Source organism: Actinospineispora acaciae DSM 45401, assembly GCF_000620785.1.
GTDB lineage: Bacteria > Actinomycetota > Actinomycetes > Mycobacteriales > Pseudonocardiaceae > Pseudonocardia > Pseudonocardia acaciae.
Genome location: NZ_JIAI01000002.1, coordinates 642253 through 668058 on the forward strand (window position 1 = coordinate 642253; position 25806 = coordinate 668058).

The 25806-nt window shown below is 70.4% G+C and carries 1 protein-coding gene; it reads left to right on the forward strand.

All coding sequences use genetic code 11. The features are described from left to right. Positions 1 to 80 precede the first annotated feature (80 nt). The gene (locus tag N912_RS51480) at positions 81 to 25694 is read left to right on the forward strand and encodes an amidohydrolase (protein ID WP_037064281.1); all 25614 of its coding nucleotides are present in this window, start codon (positions 81 to 83) and stop codon (positions 25692 to 25694) included. Positions 25695 to 25806 lie beyond the last annotated feature (112 nt).

Below are 25806 nucleotides of genomic sequence, written 5' to 3' on the forward strand. Positions count from 1 at the left end.
GCATGGGTCGCGCCCAGCCCGCCGTGAGCGGTACGCCCGCATCGGCGGAGGATCCAGATGCTGAGTACCTCGAGCCCGCAGTGGCGGCATGGCCGAGGGCAAGCGGCGCCGGCCAGGGCGCCGCTCCGGCGGTCACCAGCCAGGCGGGTGGCACGGTCGAGCGGGCGGCCTCGGAAGGGCCGGGCGACTCGTCGTTCGACCTCGTGGCCGATCTGTCGAACCGGCTGGGCCTGGCGTGGAACCGTGGCACGGGCGGTGGTTCGGCGACCGCGCGGTTGCTGGAACCACCGCCCGAGCGGGCTGGGCAGGTCCGTGAGGTGGCGCGTGAGACCTACGGCCAGGGCGCGGCCGAGACGGCCGGCGACACCCGTACCGGTGATCACTGGCCGGTGCAGCGTCCTCGCCTGCGCGCCGAGGCCGGCCGACAGTCCAGCGAGCTCGAGGCCCCTCGGCAGCTGCCCCGGCCTCGGGTGAACGCCCTGCAGCCGGCTTCCGCCGCGACGAGCGGCGGATCCTCGGGCGGGCGGGCCGACGAGCTGACGGGCGGTTTCGTCGACCTGGTCTCCGGGATCGTCGGCACGGTGGCCGGCAAGAAAGCCGGCGACAGCACCCGCCAAGGATTGAGCGGCATCTCTGACCAGGTGTCTGCCGCGCTGCGCGCCGGACACAAGCTCAACACCACCAGCGGCGCGGACGCGTCCGGCAGCGGCGACGTGAGCACCGCCGCGCAACCCGGCACCCGTGAACGCGCCTCCCAGACCAACACCGACAACGGCGCCGCGCTCGCGCTGGCCGCCGGTCACAAGACCAACCAGCCGGACTGCACCGGCACCCCGGACTGCGCGGACAACGGCCCCGCGCTGACCGGTCGCAAGCCCACCACCCAGGCCGCCCGAGGCCCACCAGCCCGCCCGCGTGACCACAACCAGAACTCCGCCGCCACGACATCCCAGGCGGCGCTACACAACGGGCTCAACGCAAAACAACTCAACAAGATCGTCGACAAGGTCGCCGGCGGGGCACTGGACTTCACCCAGAACCTGCTCGGCGGACTATCCAAACTCTTCGCCAACAACGGCCAGACCAACAACAAGGCCAACGGCGGCTCGGCCGGACAGCAGAGCGGCCACTCCCGCCACGGCGGCTCGGGTGACCTGACCGGCAAGATCTCCAAACTGACCAACGGCTTCGTCCAAGACCTGCTCAAGCTCGTCGGCAAGACCGGCGGCCAGGGCAAGGGCAGCGGCCACAGCCCGCCCGGCCAAGGCGGCAAGTCCGGCAAGGGCGGCGACTTGGGCAAGAAGATCTCCGGGCTGGTCGACGACTTCGTCTCCAACGTGCTCAAACTCGTCGGCAAGGCCGGCGGCCAGGGCAACGGCTCCGGCGGCCAAGCCGGCCGTCCCGGCCGGGGCAGCGGCTCACAGCAGGGCGGGAGCGACCTCGGCGAGCAGATCACCCAGCTGACCGGAAACTTCGTCCAGAACCTCCTCAAGCTCGTCGGCGCCACCGGCGGCGGCAAGAACGGCCAGTCCAGCCACGGCGGCCAGTCCAGCAAGAGCGGCAAGGGTGGCTCGGACGACGGCCTGGGCAAGAAGGTCTCCGGCCTCGTCGACAACTTCGTCTCCAACGTCCTCAATCTCGTCAGCAAGACCAGCGGCCAAGGCAACGGCTCCGGCAACAGCCAGGGCAGTGGCAGCCTCGGAGAGCAAATCACCGAACTGACCGGAAACTTCGTCCAGAACCTCCTCAAACTGGTCGGCGCCACCGGCGGCGGCCAGGGCAAGGGCTCCGGCGGCGGCCAGTCCGGCCAGGGCGTGAGCCAGGGCGAGGACCAGCAGGCTCAGCCCGAGGAGCCGATCACCCACCGGCTGCTTCGGCCCGGCAACGCCGCCCAGGGCTCCGGCGCGCGCGGCATCGAGAACGTCGACCAGGCGCTCGGCGGGGTCGTCGACATGGTCTCCGGGCTGGTGACCTCCGTGGCCGGCAAGAAGGCCGGCGCGCAGGCCCGCCAAACCCTCACCGGCCTCGCCGACGACGTCTCCGCCGCGATCGCCGCCGCCGGCCGCAACGGCCTGGACTCCCGAGGCCGGGGCATGGACGGAACCAACACCGCCACCCCGGTCGGCTCCGGCCACGACGGCGGCTCCCCGGCCACCCCGCCCGACGAGGCCACCGGCCCGATCACCTGCCAGGCCATCGGCGTCTGCCCGGCCCCCAGCGCCCCGACCAAGCAACGCGCCGGCGCCCCTCAGCCCCGAGGCCCACCGGCCCCGGAGGCCAGCCAGGCGCCAACCCCGATCGCTCCCCCCGCCAAGAAGGCACCGCTCCCCACCGGCATCACCCCAGCCCAGGCCACCAACGCCGACACGATCGTCAAGGTCGGCCAGAAGATGGGCATCCCCAAGCAAGGACTCCAGGTAGCCCTCGCCGCGGCGTTCCAGGAGTCCGGACTGCGCAACGTCCGCTACGGTGACCGCGACTCCCTCGGGCTGTTCCAGCAGCGCCCATCGCAAGGATGGGGAAAGCCTTCCCAGGTACTGGACCCGACCTACGCGGCCACCCAGTTCTTCAACCACCTCAAGAAGGTCCCCGGCTGGGAAAAGAAGTCCATCACCCAAGCCGCCCAGGCCGTACAGCGCTCCGCGTTCCCCAACGCCTACGCCAAATGGGCAAAGAAGGCCTCCGAGTTGGTCGATTACGTGCTGAGCAACCAGCCCCCGAAGCCAGCCCCCACACCGGCCCCGCAAACCGTGCCGCAACCATCCCCGAAACCCGCCCCCAGCACTGGTACGCCACCCACCGGTGGCTCCGTACCCGACCTGCTCCAGCCGGTGGACGTGGCCAAGCCGTCGTCCGGTGGCGGGCAGGGTGGTAGGTCTGGGCAGGTCGGACCGGGACCACGGCCGCCGGCGCCAGGCCTGGATGAGGCGATGTCGCGGTTCGCGAACACGGCTTCAGAGATCATGTCGCAGGTCGTGGGTCGGAAGGGCCCCGGCCAGTACCAGGGCGGCCGGCGTCATGGTCAGGGCGATCTGGCGGGGTCGATTCGTGAGCTGACCGGTGGATTCGTGTCCGACCTGTTGGGGTTGCTCGGTGTGTCGAAGCCGGGCGCGTCGTCTGGTGGTGGGACCGGGCAGGTCGGACCGCGGCCACGGCCGCCGGCGCCGGGGCTGGATGAGGCGTGGTCGCGGTTCGCGGACACGGCGTCGGGCATCGTGTCGCGGGTGGCCGGCAGGCGGGCCGGTGAGCGCTTTCAGGGCGCGTTGGCAGACCTGGGTGAGCAGTTGATCGGGCCGCCCGGCCGCCCGGGCGGCACTGGTTCGAGCGGCCAGCGGAGTGGAAGCGATCTGGCGGGGTCGATTCGTGAGCTGACCGGTGGATTCGTGTCCGACCTGTTGGGGTTGCCCGGTGTGTCGAAGCCGGGATCAGACGATGTCGGCGACTCCAGTGACCGGGCCGGTCAGCGGGTTCAGCCGGAGCGGCCCGACCGGCGCGGCGACGGGGCCGGTGGATTGATCGGCTCAATCCTCGACGCGGTCTCGGACCTCACCGAGGGCGCCTTGGGCTCGATGTCGTCGGCGCTGGGCCAGGCACCGAGCTCGGGTCACCAGCAACGGCCTGGTGAGCGCCGCCGCGCTGGTGTCGGGCGGGACGACCTGGCCGGCCCGGTCCAGGAGCTGACGAGCAGGTTCGTGTCCGACCTGCTTGATCGGCTCGACCCGGTGCGGCCGCGCGAGTCGGGCGGCGAGCGCTCCGATCAGAGGCCCTGGGACGAGGACGGCCCGGTGGGTCGTGCTGGCCGGCCCGCGGGTGGCGGCAACAGCAGCGGGGGCGGGCTCGGACGTCGCTCCTCGTTGGAGGAGTTTGATCAGGTTCTGTCCGGGGTGACCGACATGGTGTCCGGGCTGGTGACCAGGGCGGCCGGTCAACGCGCCGGCGGGCAGGCACGGCGGGTGCTGTCCAGTGCGGCCGAGGATGTGCTGACGGCATTGCGGGCCGCCGGCGACGGACGGCGCGGCGGACTCATCCCCGATGGCAGGCCCGGTGGGTCGGCGGGCGGGGTGCCCGGTTCGGGTGGCACGTCCGGCCCTGGTGGCGGTGACGGCGGGTGGTCGCTGGACACCGCCCACGGCCGGTTTGCCGGCACCGAGTGCCAGAGCGACGCCGAGTGCGCCCTGGCCGGCGGCAGCCTCAAGACCCGCCAGCCGGGCCCGCTGGGCGGGCGCGCACCTCCCGAGCTGCTGAACACAGACACCCAGAGCCCGTACCGGCTGGCCTCCTGGTGGCGGAACAACGACACCGGCGTCAGCCAGGCACTCAACGACCGGCTCGCGGTGGTCAAGGGCCAGAAGAGCCTGGAAGAGGCCAAGGCCCAGCTGGACGCCAAGAAGATCACCAAGGCCGCCTACGACGAGAAGGTCTCCGCCCAGAAGGCGTTGCAGACCAAGGCCGACCAGTCGGCCGCCCAGCTCAACCCCGACGACAGCAAGCTGATCAACGACACCATCACGGGCCAGCGCAACCTGGCCACCTCCAAGACCAAGCTGGACGAGGCGCGCAAGCAGCTCGACGCCAAGAAGATCAGTCAGGCCGACTACGACAAGCAGGCCGCCGCCTACAACACCCAGCGCGAGAAGGTCGACTCGCAGACCGCGCAGCTGCGCGACGCCGCCGGCTACAACTCCCTCAACGGCGCCGACCCCGGACACGACGGCGCCGGGGCGGCCTGCAGCGCGAACGGGGCGTTCGGCGAATGCGCCACCGCCGCCGTGGACGCCAAGACCGGCAAGGCCACCGAGAACCAGAGCCTGTGCCTGCTCGGCGTCTCCGACTGCGCCAGCTCGTCCAAGGCCGGCGACCGGACCGCGTCGGCGACCTGCGACATCGACAAGGGCTGCGCCACCAGCAGCATGGCCGGCAAGACCACCGCGCAGGCCACCTGCGGCGTCGGGGACTGCGAGACCTCGACGGTCGCCGACTCCCCGGGCGCGGACACCGTCTGCCAGGCCAAGGGTGGCTGTACGCAGAACGGGAAGACCCCGACCGAACCGGACAAGCAGGACCTGGCCGCCGGCAAGACCGAGGGAAGCTCGCAGACCCACGGCACCTGCACCAAGGACTGCGCGCTGGTTGGCTTCGCCACCCGGGCCGACGCCGGCTCGGACTGCCAGACCCGCAACGGCACGTGCGACACCGACTCCACCGGCCGCCGCGCCACCGAAACAAAGCCCGCCCCGGCCAACGAGACCGCCGCCCAGGCCGCGCAGCGCGCCGCGCAGACCAGCAAGGACAACGGCAGCGACAACGGACAAGCCACCAGCAAGGCCCACTGCCAGGCCAACTCGATCGGCTGCGACACCACCACCACGGTCAAGGCCGGCGTGGACAAGACCACCGGCAAGCGCGGCTGGCTGACCGAGCTCGTGTTCGGCCCGGCCGAGGACACCACCGACACCTCCAGCCCGGCCAAGCCGGCCGCCGAGGCCGCCGCCCGCTGCGCCCAGGGCGCCACCGACTGCTCCGGCAACGCCGCGACCACCACCGGCGGCAAGACCGAGAACACCACGACCACCCCTGAAAAGCCGGCGGTGGCCGAGGACAAGGCCTCGGGGCAGGTCAAGGTCCCGGCCACCCCGGCCAAGACGAACACCGACAGCCGCACCCTGTCCGGCACCGCCAACTGCCAGATCAAGGGCGGCAAGTGCACCTCCGCCTCGGGCCCGGGCGAGGACGGCGGCACGCTGTCCTACGCCGACGTCAACTGCCAGGCCAAGGGCTGCGAGGGCAAGGGCACCACCGCCACCAACGCCGAGATCACCGCCGGCGTGAACGGCAAGACCGCCACCCGCAAGATCGACGCCCACCACGAGTGCACCGTCGGCGGCACCACCGGCGACTGCTCCACCGACGCCTCCTCCACCGTCACCAACAACAACACCGGCCTCGACCCCGACATCGAGCTGACCGCCACCGGCACCGAGCAGCCCAAGAAGACCGACCCGACCGCCGAGCTGGCCAAGGGCCTGACCGCGACCAGCAAGACGATCACCACGGTCAACTGCGACTCGGCCGACTGCAAGGGCGCCCAGCGCGGCGGTACCTCCGGCTCGGCCTCCGGGGACGTCAAGGAGCGCGCCAGCAAGGCCGCCACCAGCTGCGAGGTCCACGGCATCGGCGGCACCTGCGGCTCGGCCACCGACACCGAGGTCTCCTACCGCTCTGCTGACAACACGGCCCAGACCGGCCCCGACGGCAAGCCCCAGCCCGCCGGTGTGGTCAGCGTGTCCCACGCCGACTCCCAGGTCCGCTGCGGCAACATCAACACCGACTCCAAGGAATGCGGCGGCAAGGCCCACACGGAGACCTCGGCCCTGGACACCGCGGTCTCCAAGCACTGGCGCGGCGCCTCCACCGACGCCGACTGCACGGTGAAGGGCGGCGGCTGCCAGGGCCAGGCCAGCTCGGACGCCTCCACCACCACCGACCACGTCAAGACCGACCCGAAGACCGGCAAGCCACTGCCCGGCCAGCCCACGTCCGGCCCGACCGCCACCTCCCGCGCCGCCGCGAGCGTGGACTGTCGGTCGGTGGCGTGTTCGGGGAGCGCGCGCACCTCCTCGGCCGCCTTCGACACCGCGGTGGCCGGTGGCAAGCCGCGCACCTCCGAGGGCAGCGCGGGCTGCCAGGCCGGTGCCGGGTCCTGCCAGGTACAGACCCTGTCCCACGCCACCACCGGTCCCGGCGCGGCCACCGCCTACGCCGCCGGCCAGCCGGCCAGCGCCGGCCAGAGCGCCAACGTCGGCCAGACCGTCAGCGGCGCCGGCCAGGCCGTCAGCGGCGCCGGCCAGGCCGTCAGCGCCGACCGGTTGGGTTCCGGCCCGTCGGCCGCCTCCACCGCCGGCGGCAAGCTGTCCTGCCAGGCCGAGGACCAGTGCGTCGGCGGCAACGGCGGCAAGATCACCGCGACGGTCACCGCCACCGATCCGTCGGTCTCCGACCAGCCGCGCGGCAACCGCGCCGAGGGCTACTGCACCGACGCCACCGCCGCCGGCTGCACCGCCGTGGTCAACGGCGCCGCGTCCTCCGCCCCGGACGCCAACCGCATCGCCCCAATGGTCGCCGACCAGCCCACCAGCAACGCCACCGTCACCAACACCGCGACCGGGGAGAACACCGGCAACAAGACCGGCGAGCGCACGAACACCGGCGCCGGAGGTAAGAACGGCAGGGCCGCCAAGGATGTCACCGCCACCCCCGAGGGCCAGGACCCGGCCGGCCAGGGCGGCCAGCGGCCCAACCCACCGGCCACCGCTCCCGGGGCGTCCGCGAGCTCGGGCGGTCCGACCGTTCCCGGCGCGTCCAGCTGGACCTCCGCCTGGGCCGCAGTGCACTGCGACGGCGACAGCGCCTGCAAGGGCACCCCACACAGCTCGGCCACCGGGCTGGGCGCCGACAACCACAACAGCGGCGGCGCAGGCTCGCGGGGCCCACCGGAGGCCACCGGAACCACCAACGCACGCTGCGACACCTCCGGTGCCGCCTGCCAGGCCACCAGCGACACCACCGCCGGGTCCGGGCAGGTCGTCGCCGACATCTTGACCGAACAGAACAAGGCCGCCGCCGAACAGGCCGGCCAACAACTCGAGCGGGCCAAGCAGGCCGCCGAACAGGCCAAGCAGGCCGCTATCGCCCCCAGCGCCACCGCCGAGCAGCGCAAGGCCGCCACCGCCGCCGACAAGGCCGTCGAGCAGGCCACCAAGGCCGCCACCGACGCCGCCGACGCCGCGAAGAAGCCGGTCACCGACGCCCCCGCCACCCTGGCTCTCTCGCACGCCGCCGCCCGCTGCGCCGGCTCGACCAACGGCGCCGGCTGCACCGCGACCACCACCGGCGACACCACCGGGCTGCCCGGCACCTCCCACACCAGCGCCGCCTGCGCCCCCGGACCCGGGGGATGCGCGGTCACCAGCGTCGCGTCCGCGCGCATCACCCAGAACGCCGGTCAGGGCGCGGACGGTAAGCCCATCCCGGGGGCCACCGGCGGCGCGCAGACCAGCTCCGAGGTCTCCTGTCCCAAGGCGGGCTGCACCGGAAAGGTCACCGGCACCGCGAACCCCACCGCCGGCCCGGACGGCCAGCGGTCCCGCTCGGTTGCCAACGGCGACGCGGCCTGCGACGGCTCGGGCACGTGTGAGGCCCAGATCACCGCCGGCTCGTCCACCACGACCTCCACCCCCGCGAACGGGGCGGCGGACGGGTTCGCCGCCACCAGCGCCCACGTCGAGGTGGCCTGTGGCAACGGCGGCGCCGGCTGCGGCACCCGCGCCTCGTCCAGCACCGAGACCGCCGGCGCCGACAAGGTGACCGCCAAGTCCACCACCAGCTGCCAGACCGGCGGCACCTGCCAGGCCGGCACCGGCGGGATGGCCGCGAAGGACTTCACCGAGGCCAGCGCGAACTGCGCCGTCACCGGTTGCCGCACCCACACCGAGGGCAACGCCGAGGCCACCCCGCCACCGGGCACGGCGCCGAATACCACCGCGTCCCACGCCGCCACCTCACGCACCGACTGCACCGCCGGCGCGGGCGGCCGGTGCGGCGGCTCCAGCCGGGTCGCGGCCAGCCCGGAGTACGCGCTCGCGGCCGCCGCCTGCGCGGGTTCGCCCTGTTCGTACTCCTACCGGGCGGAGAGCCACGCCACCGCGCCCGGGGCGAAGGCGGACGGGGTCGGGTCCGGCGCCGGAACGACCTCCGGCGGGGGCCAGGTGGTCACCTCGGCCAACGCACTGGGCGGGAAGGGACACGCGCAGGGCGCGGCGTCCTGCCAGGGCAGCGCGGGCGCGAACTGCTCGTACAGCTGGTCGGCCACCGCGTCCGACACCGCGACCAAGGGCACGTCCGTGGCCAGGGCGAACGCCCGTGACGCCGACAAGGGCACCATGGGCGCGAGCGGCGGCGCCGTCGCGGCCGAGGCACAGGCAGGCCTCGGGCTCGCCGCCGCGAACGTGCTCTGTACGAACTCGTCGCGCTGCGCCAAGAGCTACTACGCGCACACGGTGACCAGCTTCCGGGGCGGCTCCCGGCCGGCGACCGAGCGGCAGGCCGGCGGCTATCTGGCGCACACCCGCGGCGGCACCTGCTCGGGCACCAAGGGCACCGGTTGCGGCATCGCCGCCAGCAACCCTCGACTCTGCTTCGGGGACTGCTCCAACTTCGAGCCCGTCCGAGGCGACCGGTTCATCGCCACCGCTCCCCGCATGCAACCTCGCCGCGTCGTCCAGCGGCCCGTCGCCGGCGGGGCCACCCGCGGCAAACCGGCCGCCAAACCAGTCGCCAAACCAGTCGCCAAACCGGTCGCCAAGCGGGCGGTCGAGGCGCAGCCGGTCAAGGAGGACCACACCGCCAGCGGCCAGGTGGTGACGAGCACGATGACCTCGAAGACAGCGCGGTCGGCGGGCGTTCCGGATGGTGAGCGGACCCGGCAGGTCACCGACGGCAAGATCGCGGTCAAGGACAACGGAAAGGTCACCGAGAAGACCTGCGCCCAGGAGTGTGATGTGACCGGCGCGCGCGGGCAGACCGTTCGCTACGACGCCCGGTCGCCGGATGCCAAGCTCGTCGGCAAAGCCCGCACCGGACGCAAAGGCACCGGCGAGCACGTCGTCTCCAACAACGAAAGCATCAAGATCGCCCAGGACAAGGCCTACAACACGTACGTGACCAGCAAGGGCAGCAAGCCCGCTGCGATCAACGGCCACACGGGCGGGGGGTTCAACCTGACCGCGCCACCAGGCACGGTGAACAACCTGCGGTACACCGCCAACCCCCGGATGCCGTTCCAGGGCCGAATGAAGATCGCGGCCGCGCCGGGAGACACCTATCAGGGGCCGAAGATCGGCCTGCCGCCCGGTGTGAAGGCCATCAAGCCGGATGCCCCGGGACAAGACAAGATCGACTTCAAGAACAGCACCTGGCTGGAGTTCGACGCCGAGGGATCGGGGCGGATCCGGTACGACGGGCAGGCCACGTTCCGGTCCGCCGAGGGAGTGCGAGCGGATTCGCTCGGTGCGGCGGTGACCGCGGGTGGGTTCACGGATCTGGCGTTGCCGCACTACGAGAACGACAAGCAGGTCACGGCCGGCCACTACAAGATCGAGAACCAGAAGGGCTCCATCGTGTTCGCCGACGGGCGGACCATGAGCAACCTGATGGACCGGAACGTCACCTGGTTGCGGGCGACCACGCCGGACGAGAACGGCAAGGGCGGCGGCCTGGACTGCGGCGGTGAGTGCCAGACGGTGAGCCCGGAGGCACTCAAGGGCAACCTGAACGGGATCTTCCACTGCGACGCCTGTGAGCTGCGGGAAGGGTACGCCACCGGGGACGAGCAGTTCGCGGTCGGCCGCAAGGACCTGAAGCCCGGCCAGCGGTTAGTCGCGAACGGGAAGGACCCGTTCGCCGCCGGCTACCGGGAGGTGGTCAACTGGTCGAACGAGCCGGTGACCAGCAAGACCCTCCAGGGCCACGCGACGACCTGCTATGGCAGGCTGTGCGGGTTCACCCAGCTCAACCCGGACTCGTACGGCGACTGGGGCGGGGTGCGGTGCTCCGGCACGTGCCAGGTGCGTGACCCCAACGGCCGGATGCTGCTCGACGTCAAGGGCAGCGGCGGTGGGACGCTGCTGCCCAACGCGACGGACCCGGCCAAGAACACCGGCCACTGGTGCGAGGGCGACATGCGGTGCACCAGCCCGGACAACGCCCCGTGGCTGCCGATACGCGAGTCGGCCAACGCGCGGCAGGTGGCCAACCGGCTGGCCGGGACCGCTCAGGGCGGGTTCGAGATCCCGGAGAAGACCTCGAACGACCTGGCCGGATTGGAGAGCCTCAACCGGAGCCCGGGGGATCGCACGCCGCTGACCGCCTCGGAGATCGAGACGTTACGCAACAGCCCGGACTGGAACGACCAGGCAGCCCTGCGCAACTACTACGCCGAGGTCGGCGCCCCACAGGGCTACCAGACCGGGCTGGCCACCATCGCCGCCGCTCGCGACCACAGCCTGCAGCAACGCTGGGCCAAGGACGCGGAGGGGGTGCAGGGCCAGATCAGCGCGTTGGGCGCGGACATCAGGGCGGCGCTGGCCAGCGGCGGGCTGAGCCGTTCCGAGAAGAAGGTGTTGAACAGCAAGATCGCGGCGATCGAGGCGCAGGCGCCGGGCCTGCTCGCCGAGTGGAAGCCGGCCCAGGAGCGGCTGGGCGACGACGTGCAGGCGACCTGGACCACCCCGAAGGGCAGCCCGGGGGCGTTGTCCGGCGGCGCCGACCCGAAGCTGGTCGCGCAGATCCTGGGCACCGACTACGACCCGGCCAAGGGACCCGCCGACGCGCAGGCGGTCAACAAGATGCGCGAGGCCCAGGACCGGGTCGTTCGCGAGAAGATCGCGATGAGCAACGACCTCCGGCCCCGGGATGCCGCGCTGCAGCAGGAGCAAAACGCCGTCGAGGCGATCGTCCAGCAGGCCGAGGAACGTGGTTTCGCCCTGCCCGAGGAAAGGCGGCAGGTGAAGGCGTACAACGCCGCCGCTCGGCAGTTCCAGGCCGATAAGGCGCGCTGGGAGGACAAGGTGGATCTCGCCGCGGCTCCGCTGCGGGATCTGGATGTGGCATTCGGGGACAACTCCGGCCAGGTCGCCCTCAACCCCGGAGAGAAGACCAACGGCCAACGGCTGCGCGCGGCCAACGCCACCCTGAACGATATCCAAAACCTGGCCTTCGCGATGAAGGACTCACGAAATCCCGCGGAACGGGAGGTCGCCCGCAACCTGCGTGGGATCTATGAAACGCAGAAGCTGTACTACAATTCAGTTCGAGACGAGGCTCACCCGCCAGATAGAGACCTGTTCTCCGGTGTCCTAAAACCCTCCACCATGTATCCGGACGCGGCGATCAGCGTGACCGCCGCGGGAGTGAACCGGCGGCTCGGGGAATGGGCGGCCAACCATGATGACGGGTTGCTGCACGACGCGTTCCCGAAACTGACCCCGAAGGAGCGCGTGTCGCTGGCCTGGCAGGAGGCCGACCCGCGGAAGCTGGCCACGTTCGACCCCGCGCGCCTCAACGACCGGCTGACCGATAGCCAAGAACAAGTCGAGTTCCTGATGACGGTCGCCTCGCGCACCCCGGAGAAGCCGGATGCCACTCCAGAGGAGCGCTATGGACTGGACTTCGCCAAGGCCCTCTCTTCAAGCCAGACGGCGAGCAAGCTCAAGGTCTACACGCGCAACCTGTCCGAGGGAGACCGAACAAATATCGCTTTGGACTTTGCGGCGTATCGCCTGAAGAAGAAGGAAAGCCCCTACCGGGCCGGGGTCAACGCCGTACGCGACTTTGTGAAGGAAACGTACTCGTTCACCGGAAAGCAGTTGAGCGAGTTCGTCGCGGATATGGTGGTTCTGCCGGTGACCTTGGTCGAAGGTTGGACCACCGACGTGACCAACTTGGCCGTCGGCGGCGTGAAGTCGGTGGCCCACCAAAACGCCGGCTACCTGCTGCCCAGCGAGGACGACATACCAGGCCCGAGCACCGCCGAGGACCGCTGGCTGGGCAAGTACCCGTTGACCGCCGGCTATGTGCGGTCGGTCCACAACTTCGCCAAGGCGTTGGGTACCGGCCATTGGGACACGGAGGGGAACATATACCAATCAGCCTTCTCGCATCTCATGGCCATCGCCGGGGCAGCCAGCCCGCTGGCCAGGAATTCGGCGTTGCGCGGGGCGAACACCTTCGCCAAGGTCACCGAGCTGGAGAAGCGGTTCGACATGGCGCCGGGCACGATCGGCCGAATCCACTCCGGGGAGAAACCGCTGAAGCTCACCCCTGCGCAGCACGCGGCGGTGATCGAAGGGCGGCGGCTGCTGGACCTCTCGTCCCGGTCTCTGGTGGAGATCAGACCTGTGACGGACCGCGGCGCGATCGCGAAACGGGTCAAGGAGCTGGAGCGTGGGGCCGGATTGGAGGAGGGCACGATCGGGCGGATCCACTCCGGGGCGCAAATCGCGCTCACCAGGCGGCAGGCCGCGTACGTGCCCATAGGACGGTCGTACATCACCACCGCGCGGTTGTACGCGTGGGAAGCCGCCCTTCTCGGTATACCGGGACGGCTCGTGACGCTTCCGCTCAGAATCCCCAGGGCCGTGCTGAGCGGCACAGGCAAGACGCTGCACTGGGCCGGCGACCGTCTGGACCGGTCTGGTACCCGCCGCGCCGCGGGCGGGAAACCCGGGCGGCTCGCCGACGCGATGATGAACAGTGGCGTAGGGCTCAAGGCCATCGCCGATCCGATGCTGTTGATCGGCAAGCACGGCGTCTACGGGGCCGTGCGCGCCACCATGACCAACCGGCGCCCGGGCATCGGCCGCGCGGACACCGGCCGCGCCGCGCTCGACGCCGCGAGGGCCGCGACCGTCACCCGTATCCGAACCGAACCGTCACGTGGTCTGGCCGTGGTCTCCGATGCGATCTTCGGTCGGCGCAACATGATCAATCACCGGATCGCTCGCGCGGAACGCCAGCACAGGCAGGCCCTGATGGATCACGGCCTGATCGGCGCGATGCCGACCTTGTTCCCTCCCCGCTACCGCGGACCTGGCTACACCCAGGTACCGGCCGCGTCGGCGCACATGCCAAAGACTCAGGCACGGATCGCCCAGGTCTGGCGGCAAATCGACGCATTCCGGAAGCTGATGGAGGAGACGCGGGCGCGCATCGAGGATCGGTTCCCCGAATATCTGGGCTACCGGGGCCCGTATCACGACCAGCTCGGTGAGATGTTGCAGCACAGGCTGCGTCTCGCTCAGGAACTGGCAGGCAGGTACCGGGCCGAGCACGACGAGGCAGTCGCCCGCGGCGAGGACCCCGCGTACATCAAGAAGACGGAGAAGATGCTCTCCGGCCAGCTAGCCGAGATCGAGCTGCTCGACCGACATCTCCAGACCCTGCCGGAGCGCCTGGCCGAGCTGGGCAGGCAAGAGGCGGAACTCGGGCGCTCACAGGCTCATCTCGAGCACTTGGAACGCAAGCTGGCCAAGCTGCGCGCCAGGCTGGACGGGCACTCTCGGACCCCACACAGCCCGGACCCCGCGCCACCGACCCCGGGACGCCGAGGACACGAAGCCCCACCGACCGGCCGCGGCGGTCGGTCCAGCGCCGGCGGTGAACGCGACCCACAGCCGAACGGCCATGGCGACGCCGACACCCCATCGGGTTCGCACGTCCCCCCTGCGAAGGGCACGGGTGACAAGTCCGACCCCTCCGGCGAGAGCGCACCGGCCAACCCGCTGAGCAAGGCACCTAAGCGAGGACCTCCGCGGGTCAAGGCTGCCATCAACAAACTGGCCCACCGCATCGTGGACGGGACCGTCACGGTGGCGAAGGTCGCCACCGCCATGGTGCTCACCCTTGTGCTGGTCATGTCCGCCCCGACCGCCGAGGTACCCGGCTGGAACAGCCATGGGCACACCGGGTCAGTCCAGGTCGAGGCCGGCAAGGCGGGCCAGTCACCGACCGGCAAGGCCGACTCGACGGGACGGTCCGAGAATCCGACGGCCACGAACGGCGCCGGCCACGATGCCAGGAAGGAGGTCGACCAGGACGGCCTGACCAGAACCGACAACAACCCTGGCCGAGTCGCTCCCGCCCGCCAGCACGTGGGCGCGCGCACGACCCCGCACGGCGGTTCGCCGTTCGCGGTCGCCGCCGTTCTCACGGCCGGCGGGGTGAATGCCGATCCCGACGTCGGCGGCAGGGCAGACGCACCAGCCGTGAACGACGGAGTGTTGGCTAGCGCGAGGCCGGCCCAGGACACGGTGGCGGCTCCGCAAGGCCGGACCGCCCCGCAGGTCGGCTGGCACACCAAGTTCGGCATGCCCGAGCCGATCGACGACGGGCAAGAAGCGGGCCGAAGCGGGCCCGTCGACGCATCGAAGTCGATGCAAGGGCCGCTGGCTCGCTCCAGCCACTCGCGGATGGCCGACGCCCCGAGCCCATCGGCCAAGGACACCCACGCCGGCACGACCACCCTCGACAACGGCGGTTCGACGGCTGGTGAGGCGACGCCTGGCCAGACACGTGGCGGGCAGGCTCTGCCCAAGACCGAGCAGCAGCACGACACGGGCACGGCGGCGCACAACTCGAGGAGCACGCAAAACCAGAACGCCAACGCGGACCACACCGTCACCGCCGGCGACAGCGTGACCTACCTGGTTGTTGTGAGCACCGACCGGAGCGCCGGCTCGAACGCACCGGGCGGCTCGGACGGCTCGTACGCCCCGGATAGCCCGACGCTGCCCACCTGGCGACCGGTGGTGACCATCCCGTTCGTAGACCCGCCGACACGCTCGACGACCGCGGCCAAGCGGCGGATGGACCGCCTGAACAGCCCGTCCCGGTGGATGCGGCCCGGTGGCCTGGGCCGGGCCACCGGGTGGGTGCGGTTCGGCGCGTGGACCGCGGTGGCCGCCTCGCTCACCGCGTTGATCACCGTCGGCGCCCCGGTGGCCTTGCCGGCGCTGGGCTCCGTGGTCACCGCGCCGTGGCTGTTCGGAGTGGGTGCCGTGGCCGTGGGCATCGGCTCGGTTCTGTTGCGGGATCTGGCCACTCCGATGCGGGGTCCACCGTCTCGCCGGACCGTGTTCTTCGCCGGCTTCCGCCCGGGCGTGGCGGCGGCGGTGGCGACGGCGTTCACCGCCGGCCTCGTCCCGGCGCTGATTACCGCCGGGCTCGCCGTCGTCGTCGGGTTCTACGGGATCACCATGGCGGACCCGCTGCCCAAGGACGTGCGCGGCAAGTTGGGGTCCCACGTGAGCCTGGCGTGGTCGTGGCTCGCGTCGGGCCTGCGCCGGGTCAGCGGTTACGGTCTGGGCGGGTCCATCGGTTCGCGCGGCCGGCGGAACATCAACCGCGTGCCGATCAGCGGCCGGTGGGCGTGGACGCTGGCCGCCTACGGCCTGACCACGTTGCTGCCCGGCCAGCCGCCCGGGTGGATCGGCGTCGCGGTCTCGGCCGCGTTGACCGCGTTGACCTGGGCCATCCAACGACGCGGACCCCCGCCCAACGGGTTGATCTCGTGGTTCGCCTCGTCGGCCACCTTCCTGGCCGACAAGACGGCCACCGCGGTGTCTCGGGGCCGCCGGTTCGCCCGCGTCGTCACCATCACCGCCCTGGCCGGCGCCTTGCTTCTACTCGGAGTCGGCGGTGTGGCGTCGGCTCATGGGCAGTCGGCTCCGGTCGATGCCGGTTGGGCCGTTCCGGATGTATGGGGGCTGGGCGGTTGGACCGTCGTGGTCGGCGCCGGGCTCGTTGCCGGGGTGATCTTCGGAATTCGGGTGGTGCTGAGGCACAGCCTCACCGTGCGTGACGTGCTCGGTGGCGTGGCCAGGTGGGCGACGTCCACTGCTGGGCGGGCGTGGGTGCTGGGCGGCCTCGTGGTGCTCGGCCTGGTGAACGTGCCGGCGGCTGGTTGGGCGCTGGCCGCCAGTTGGGTGTCTCGGGCCGTTGACTGGCTGCACCGGGCCGCCGGGCAGATGCCTACCGCGGTGGAGCCCGCCGCGTTCGCGGTGCTGGGCCTGCTCGGTGTGCTGTGGGCGTCGGGTGTGTGGTTGCCGACCGACCGGGCGTCGCGCATGGCGGGCGTGCTCGGGGGGGCCGCGCACCTGGTGGCCCAGTCCGCGGCGCTGTGGACGGCGTTGGCGACGGGCGCGGGTGGCTGGCTGTCGATCGCGGTGCACGGGCTGTTCGCGGTCGGCGGTGTGTTGTTCCTGGCCGCGGGCGCTGGCACCGGTAAGTGGACCGGACGGTTCGCGCTGGTGACGTTCCCGGTGTTCGCTCTTGCCGCGGCCGGGTTGGCCGGCGGGCTGGTCTTCGCCGGGGTGTGGCGGGCGGCGGTCCCGGCTGTGGCGCTGGCCGCCGCTTACGGCTACGTGTTGTTCAGGCCACAGCTCGCCACGGGCTCCGGCGGTGGTGGGGTGTGGGTTCGTGCCGGCCCGCTCGGCGTGATCGGCGCGGCCGGGTTGATGACCCACGGACTGTCACGACTGTGGACCGAGGGCCTGTTGGTCGGGGTGTTGTCGACCTCGGCGGCGGCGATCACGCTGGTCGTCCTGATCGCACGGCCGGACCCCTCGCGTGCCGTGCGGGTCCGGGCGTTGGTGTGGGTGGTGGGTCTCGCGTTGACGCTGTTCGCCATCACGGCGCGGCCGGTGTTCGACGTGGTGTTGCCGTTGGCCTCGACGATGGCGATGACCACCCGAAGCAATGTCGTGCTGTTGCGGAACCTGCCGTCATGGTGGTCGGACCAGGTCAAACCCCTCCGTTGGTTGCACATCGGGTTGATGGCCGCGCACGTGCTGACGTTCATCACCAGCGTCCACGCGAACATCCCAACCGGGTCCATGCCGTGGTGGGAGTTCGCGGAGAGCGCGGGGTTCGCTTTCTCCCATCTCGGGTTCGTACTCAGCGGCAAGCTGGCCCGGCTGGCCGCCGGTGACCGGAACAGCCTGGACCCCAACCACGACAGCCCACACCGGCGGTGGGCCCGGTTCGCCACACTGGCCCTGTTCACCGGGTCCACCTGGTCGTGGTGGACACGGTTGATGTTCGAGCAGGGTTTCTGGGCCGCCGGATGGAACGGTGACCCGCTCAAGCTCGCCGTCGTGATCCCCCTGGCGTTCACGGCCACCTCCCTCATCATGCAACTGATCGAATCGTTTGCCGAAGAGATCCTTCAACGCACCGGCCGCCGCATCACCCTCGGAGGACGGACGCTCGCCTGGCTCGACGACGGCAGCCAGATGATCTTTTCCAACGTGCTGATGTCGTTCAAGAGCCCCACCGCGGCACTCATCCTGATCGGCGTCCTCATAGTGATCAACACCGGGATCCTGTGGACGATCCTGAGCCGAGGCCCACCACAAAACACCCCCACCAAGACCCCCACACCCATCCTGGCCCAACACATAGCCACAGCATGGAAGTGGCTCACCACCGCACTGACCTGGGGCTGGACCCACGCACCGCGGTGGGTCCGCATCGCTGTGCGGGCCGTCGTACTCATCGCCACGGCAGCGATCATCCTGCTGATCCTCACCGGCCGCGCACACGCCGACAACGGCATCGAGACCAGTCAGGGCTGGCTACCGGAATGGGTGCTGGCCTGGATACCAGTTGTGGTCAGCGGCGGGCTTGTCCTGGCCAGGGTGGCGATCGGGGCTCGGATGGTATCCCCGGCTGGGCGGGCGTGGGTGATGGGCGGCCTGGCGGTGGCCGCGCTGGTGAACGTCCCGGCGACCATCTGGGCACGGGCTGGCGAGTGGCTGTCGCAGGCTGGCGAGTGGCTGTCGCGGGCCGCCGGGCAGATGCCTACCGCGGTGGAGCCCGCCGGGTTCGCGGTGCTGGGCCTGCTCGGTGTGCTGTGGGCGTCGGGTGTGTCGTTGCCGGGCCGGCTGGACCGGACCTCGCGCATAGTGGGCGTGCTCGGCTGGGCCGGGCATGTGGTGGCCCAGTCCGCGGCGCTGTGGACGGCGTTGGCGACGGGCGCGGGTGGCTGGCTGTCGATCGCGGTGCATGGGCTGTTCGCGTCCGCGGGCGGGCTGTTCCTGGCCACCGCGCTGCCAAGGGCGTTGTTCGGCCCTGGCGCCAGGAAGTGGCCGAGGCGGTTCGAGCTGGTGGCGTTCCCGTTGTTCGCCCTTGCTTCGGGCGGGGTGGCCACCGGGCTGGCCATGGCTGGTTCGTGGTGGGCGGCGTTCCCGGTTGCGGTGCTGACCGCGGCATACGGCTATGTGTCCGGGTCACGCATCTCTCAACGTATCAGCGGTGCGGTATGGGCACCCGCCCGCCAGATCGGCGGGATCGGCGCGTTCGGCCTGATGGTTCATGGGCTGACGAGGCTGTGGGCCGAGGGCCTCACGGTTGGTGTGGTGTCGTCCGCCGCGGCGGCGACCGCGCTGGTCACTCTGACCTGGGCGGCTGGGCGCCCCGGGACACCCATCCGGGAGCGGGCCAAAGGCACCAGTGTTTCCTTCAGGATCGCGTTCTTGTCCAGCGCGGCGCTGGCGATGGCCGTGCTGCTTCTCGGTGTCTATACGGCGCGAGCGTTGGCGCATGGTGTGCCTGAGCTGGCCGATGGGCTGCTGTTCAATCTCGCGTTCGGTGGTTATCTGGTCGGGTTCTTCGCGGTGGCTACTTGGTTCGGCTACTACGCCCGGCGGGGTCTTTCCGTTCTCACCTTGTTGGGCGCCGGGGTCGGCTACGGCATGTTCGCGCTGCTCGGCGTCCCCGGAGCTCTGGGTGGGGCGCTGATCCTCGGCCTGGCCGGCAGTGCGTTCGGCAAGGTCACCGGGCTGGCCATGGAGTGGATCAACCGCACCACCGATCAGCGCCGAGGGCGGGGCGAGACGGTCATCTTCGTTGATGGGCTGCTGGGGTTCATGGTCCTGGCGGTCACCATCCTGATCCCGGCCATCGTCACGGTGCAGGCATGGCTGTTGGAGACCTACTCGCTGGGGGCGGCCGCCGGATTCACCGCTGCGCTCGCAGTGATCGCCGCCGCCGCGATGTGGCTGACCACGCCTCCCGAGCTCGCCAGCCGGAAGAAGCCGAGCGGCCACCCGGTGTTCGAGCCACTGTCGAGGCTGCGTGATCCGTTCGTGCTCAAGGTCGCCGGGGTGTCCGCGCTGACCCAGGCGACCATCTCGGTGTTCGACGCGTTCTGGGAACTCGCGCTCGATCCCGCCGCCGCGTGGATGCATGCCGTGACCGGCTTCGGGCTGGTCGGCGGCGGCGTGGTAATCGCCGGGATCTTCGGAGTCGCCGATTGGCGCTCCTATCGCAGCGGAGGGAAGACGAAGAGCTTCCTGAGTCGTTCCCCCAACGCGTTCGTCTTCTGGATGGCCGCCCTGATGGCGGTCAGCGGCCTGGTCACCGTCACCACACAGTTCGTTGGGGGTCCCAGCTATGGGATCGTCTTCCAGGGCGTCTTCGGTGAAGCCTCCTCCACCGGCCTCACCCTCGGCACCCAGGCAGCGCTGTTGCTCTTCTTCACCCTGCGCGGCGAGCTAGACAACTACCACCCCGCCGACACCGCCAACAACTTCGCCGGCGCGGTCGGAAAGTTCATCAGCCCACTAATCGCCTTCATCACGTGGCCACTGGCCCAATGGGCCGCCCTCACCCCACAAATCGCGACCACTGCGCTCGCCGCCTTCGCCGTGGCCCTCACCATCCGACCAATCCACCTCGCCGGGAAGATGCCAGCCCTCGCGGCGGGAGTGGGCGCGCTGGCCGGTTACGGCACGGCACTAGTCGGGATGAGCCCGCTAGTCGGGTTCGCCGCTGGGCTGGTTGGATCCGTGATCTGGGCATGGCTGAACCATCGCAACAAGATGAAACCGGCCGCTCTCGTACTGCCGCTGACACTTGGAACTCTGCTCGGCACGGCCCTGGAATGGGCCGCCCCCGCCAGCTGGACCAGTTCCACCGGACTCTCCTCGGCTCTGGCCGGGATCGCCGCGACAACCAGCATCGTGGCATGGCGCAAAGTCCGCACCATCACCATTCCACGACTACACCTACCCACACGAACCATCATCATCATCACAACCGTGGCAGTAACCGTGGCCGCACTACTCGTAATACTCGCCACCACCGGACTCGCCACACAACCACCAACCAGCGCCACCACCTCGACTACCGGTCATGCCCCCGGTGTAGTGCCTGGCAGCGGCGTCGAGGTCGGTCAGGGTTGGTTGCCGGGTTGGGTGCCTGTGGTGGTCGGTGTTGGGTTTGTGGTTGTTGGGGTGTTGTCCGGGGTTCGGGCGATGTTGAAGCGCAACCTGACCGTGGGTGAGGTGTTCCCCGGTGTGGCCAGGTGGGGGGTGGCTGGTCTCGCGGTGGTCGGCGTGTCGAGCGTGCCCGTGGCCGTATGGGCGGCGGGTTGGGCATACGCCACCGACTGGATGTCGCGGGTTGTTGACCGGTTGTCGCGGGTTGCCGAGCAGATGCCTGCCGCTGTCGAGCCCGCGGCGTTCGCGGTGTTGGGTCTGCTCGGCATTGTCCATGCCTCGGGCTTGTCGAGGCCGGGTTCCTGGCTGGGCCGGGCACTGCCCGTGGTGGGTGTGCTTGGTTGGGTCGGGCACCTGTTGGCCCAGTCCGCGGCGTTGTGGACAGCCATAGACACGGCCGGCGTCGGGTTCCCGATAGTGGTGCACGGGCTGTTCACCCTCGCCGGTGGGCTGTTCCTGGCCAGGGCGCCGCCGACGGCGGCGGTGAAGGCGTTGTTCAACACCGGAACCGGCACCGGTATTGGGGCTGGGAAGTGGCCGGGGCGGTTGGAGTTGGTGGGGTTCTCGGTGTTCAGCCTTGCCGCCGCGGGGCTGGCCGGTGGGTTGGCGCTGGCTGGTTCGTGGTGGGCGGCGGTCCCGGTCGCGGTGCTGGCCGCCGCATACGGCTACGTGTTGTTCAGGCCACAGCTCGCCACGGGCTCCGGCGGTGGTGGGGTGTGGGCTCGTGCCGGTCCGATCGGCGTGATCGGCGCAGCCGGGTTGATGACCCACGGACTGTCAAGACTGTGGACCGAGGGCCTGTTGGTTGGGGTGTGGGCCTCCGCCCTAGCGGTCACCACGCTGGGCATTCTGACCTGGGCGATCGGGCGGCCCGGGACGCCTAACCGGGTTTGGGCCTCAGGCACCAGCGTCTCCCACAGGATCTCGTTCCTGTCCAGCGCGGCGCTGGCAATGGCGTTGCTGCTTCTCGGTGTCTATACCGCGCGAGCGTTGGCGCGCGGCGTGCCTGAGCTGGCCGATGGGCTGCTGTTCAACCTTGCGTTCGGCGGCTATCTGGCCGGGTTCTTCGCGGTGGCTACTTGGTTCGGCTATCACGCCCGGCAGGGTCTTTCCGTCGTCACTGTGTTGGGCGCTGGGGTCGGCTATGGCATGTTCGCGCTGCTCGGCGTCCCCGGAGCTCTGGTCGGGGCGGTTGTCCTTGGCCTGGCCGGCGCCGCGTTCGGCAAGCTCGCGGTGTTGGTCATGGAGTGGATCAACCACACCAGCGGACAGCGCCGCGACAAGGGCGAGACTGTCATCCTCACCTCCAGCCTGCTCGGGTTCGCGGTCCTGGTACTGACCATCCTGATCCCGGCCATCATCACCGTGCAGAACTGGTTGTTGAACACCTACTCGCTGGCCGCGGCCGCCGGGTTCACCGCCGCGCTCGCCGTGGTCGCCGCCGCCGCGATGTGGCTGACCACACCTCCCGAGCTCGCCACCCGGGAAAAGCCGAAAGGCAACCCGGTGACCGAGCCGCTGCAGATGCTGGGCGTCCCGTTCGTGCTCAAGATCGCCTTGGTATCCCTACTGACCCAAGCGACCATCGCGCCGTTCGACGCGTTCTGGGAACTCGCGCTCAGTCCCACCGCCTCAGCCCTGACACACGGCGTGACCAGCTTCGGGCTGGTCGCCGGCGGCCTGGTAACCCTCGGGATCTTCCTCGTCGCCGACCTGGGCAAGTACTACGGCGCGAAGAAGGGCAAGCAAACCGAGGACTTCCTGAAACGTTCCCCCACCACACTCCTGATCTGGACAGCAGCCGCGATGGCGCTCAGTGGCCTGGTCACCGCAGCCACCCAGTTCGCAGGGAACCCCGACGTCGGGATCCTGTTCCAGGGCGTCGTCGGTGAAACCACCTCCACCCTCATCACCATGGTCGCCCCGGCCGCGCTATCGCTCTACTTCGCTCAGCACACCCAGACAGACCGACTCTCACCCGCCGACACCGTCAACAGCCTCGCCGGCGCGGTCGGCAAGTTCATCAGCCCACTGATCGCCGGCTTCATCACGTGGCCACTGGCCCAATGGGCCGCCCTCACCCCACAAATCGCGACCACCGCGCTCGCCACCTTCGCCGTGGCCATCACCATCCGACCAATCCACATCGCCGGGAAGATGCCAGCCCTCGCGGCGGGAGTGGGCGCGCTGGCCGGCTATGGCGCAGCACTGGGAATAAGCCCGCTCGTCGGGTTCGCCGCCGGACTGATCGGGGTCGCCGGCTGGGCATGGCTGAACCACCACAATAAAATGAAACCGGCCGCGTTCGTGCAGGCTGTAACACTTGGAGCTCTGCCCGGCACGGTTCTGGGGTGGGCAGCCCCTACCAACTGGACCAGCTCGACCGGACCTTTCTTGGCGCTGGCCACACTCGCCGCGATAACCAGCATCGTGGCATGGCGCAAAGTCCACACCATCACCACCCCACGACTACACCTACCCACGCGCACAATCATGATCATCACAACCGTGGCAGTCGCCGTGGCCGCACTACTCGTAATACTCGCCACCACCGGACTCGCCACACAACCACCAACCGCACCACCAACCAGCGATAGCGATTTCTGGACGTCCCTGATGTCGTCTCCGGCCGCTCTGATCGTTGTGGCGCTGCTGGCGGGGGCCGGACTCATGCTGGCCAACCTGGCGATACGCAAAGCTCAGAAATCACCAGTATTCACATCAATGCGGATACCCAACTTCCGTCGGTTCATCGTCGACCAGCAGGTCCTCGGAGCGGCGGGCGGGGCCGGCGGGGCACCGGCCGTGGTGGCGTTGCTGACCGCTGGGCTGCTGCTCGGCGCCCCCGCGTTCACGCTGCCTAACAGGTGGACGTCGCGGACGGCCACCTCCGCCCTGGCCCTGCTCATCTGGGCCATCACCCGCCGCGGCCCACCACAGCCACCAACCGGTAACCAACCCCGCACCAGCCTCAACCGATGGGCTCGGCTGGCCGCGCGGGCCGGTGTGACCACCAGTGCGGTGGTGATCACCCTGCTGGTATTCGCCGGCCTCGCACACGCCCACAGCGGCACGGCCGGCCAGGACTGGCCGCCAGGTTGGGTGCCTGCTGTGGTGGGTGGCGGGCTGGTACTCGCCGGGGCGCTGTTCGTGGTTCGGGCGGTGCTCAAGCACGACATCACCTTCCGGGACGTGTTCGTCCCGCTGGTCCACCGGAAAGCGGTCAGCCCGAAGCTCACCTCGAACCGGCTGAAGATCGTGTTCAGCTCGCCCGGTGGGCACGGGTCGCGGCCGTACGAGACCGGCTACACCGCGCTGCGGATGGCGCAGGTGGCCAGGGCACTGCCCGAGATCGTCGATCGTCGCGGAGTTCGGCGCATCGTGGTGGAGGAACTGGAGACCGGGGACGCCCGCAACGTGATCGACAAAGCGGGGGTGTTGACCGCGACGATCTGGCTGGCCACCCCTGGCGCCGGACGGCACCTGAAGGGACAGCTGCGCGACGAGGTCGATCGGGTGTTGGCGGGCACCCAGGTCTCCGCGCGGGTCGACTACCAGACGCAGTCGCTGGGCGCCGCGGTGACGGCATGGCTGGCGGCGTGGGTCCAGGCCGCTGACTGGCCGGACCGGATCGCCCGCTGGGCACGGACGGTGGTGGGGGCACGCGCCCCACCACCGGGTGAGGCGGCGGTGACCATCAGCACCGGAGAGGGCCGAGGCCCGGCGTGGCTGAACGAGTGGCTGGCCAGCCACGGTGACGAGCTGCTGGGCTGGTTCCACCGGCTCCACGATCTCGCGGAGAAGTCGAAAAAGGAGTATCGGACCCAGGAGTACATCGAGACGGTGCTGCGCGAGTTGGGGGTTCAGTCGAGGCGGGTGGCGGGCACCGGGCTGGTAGCCGATGTCGGATCCGGCCGGCCGAGGGCGGCCCTCCGCGCCGACATCGACGCGCTGCCGTTCAAGGACGAGAACGGCCACGAGTACGCCTACCACGCCTGCGGCCACGACGCGCACGGGACCGCCGCGCTGGGCCTGGCCGCGGTGTTGGCCTCGATCCCGGAGGCGGAACGGCCGGTCGGCAGCGTGCGGCTGCTGTTCCAACCGGCCGAAGAGGTGGCCACCGGGGCCCGAGCGATGATCGAAGAAGGTGTGCTCGACGACGGGGTGGACTGGGCCTTCGCGCTGCACACCTACCCCAAGGCACGGGCAGGCACGATCGGCGTACGGCACGGCACCATCGACTCCGCCGCGGTGCTGCTCGACATCAAATTCGCCTCGACACCCGACGCCCCGGTCCGCGCCGCCGAGGTAGTCACCGGCGTGCAGCGGCTGATCGATCAGGACCCGGGGTTGGTGCTGGGGATCGGCGAGGTCCACGCCGGCGTCGGCCCGGAACCGGCCGTGGTGGCCGGGATGATCCGGCTCGCCACCCTGCCGGACGGGGAAGGCCTGGAAGCCCGCATCCGGTTGCTGGTGGACGACGTGTTCGCCGGCAGCGGCACCGTCGCGGAGGTCAAGTACGAGCTGCTGACCCCGCCTGTGGTCAACGACTCGGTCACCGCGCGGATCTTCCGCGAGGCGGTGATCGCCGCGCTGGGCGCGGACGGCGTGTTCGAGGCCGACCAGTCATGGGGCAGCGACGACTTCGGCGAGTACAACAAGCTGGTGCCCGGCGGGCTGGGCCGCTGGGGAATCTGGTCCGGCCGCGGCCCACAGGGCGACCTGCATCAACGCGACCTGCGCGTCGACCCGCGCGCGCTCGAGGCCGGCGTGCGCGTGCTCGTCCACCTGATGCTCGTCGCGCTGCGCACCACGCCCCCCGACCCCGCCGCGCGCGACCAGGGATCGTCCCCCCGGTGAGCATGAGAACGCTTCGGTCCGTGCACGGCCGACGGTTCACGGTTTGCCCGGCGAGCTGATTTGTGCACGGAGGTCTGTTGGGAAAGACAGGCGCGCGAGGCAACAGCTCTAG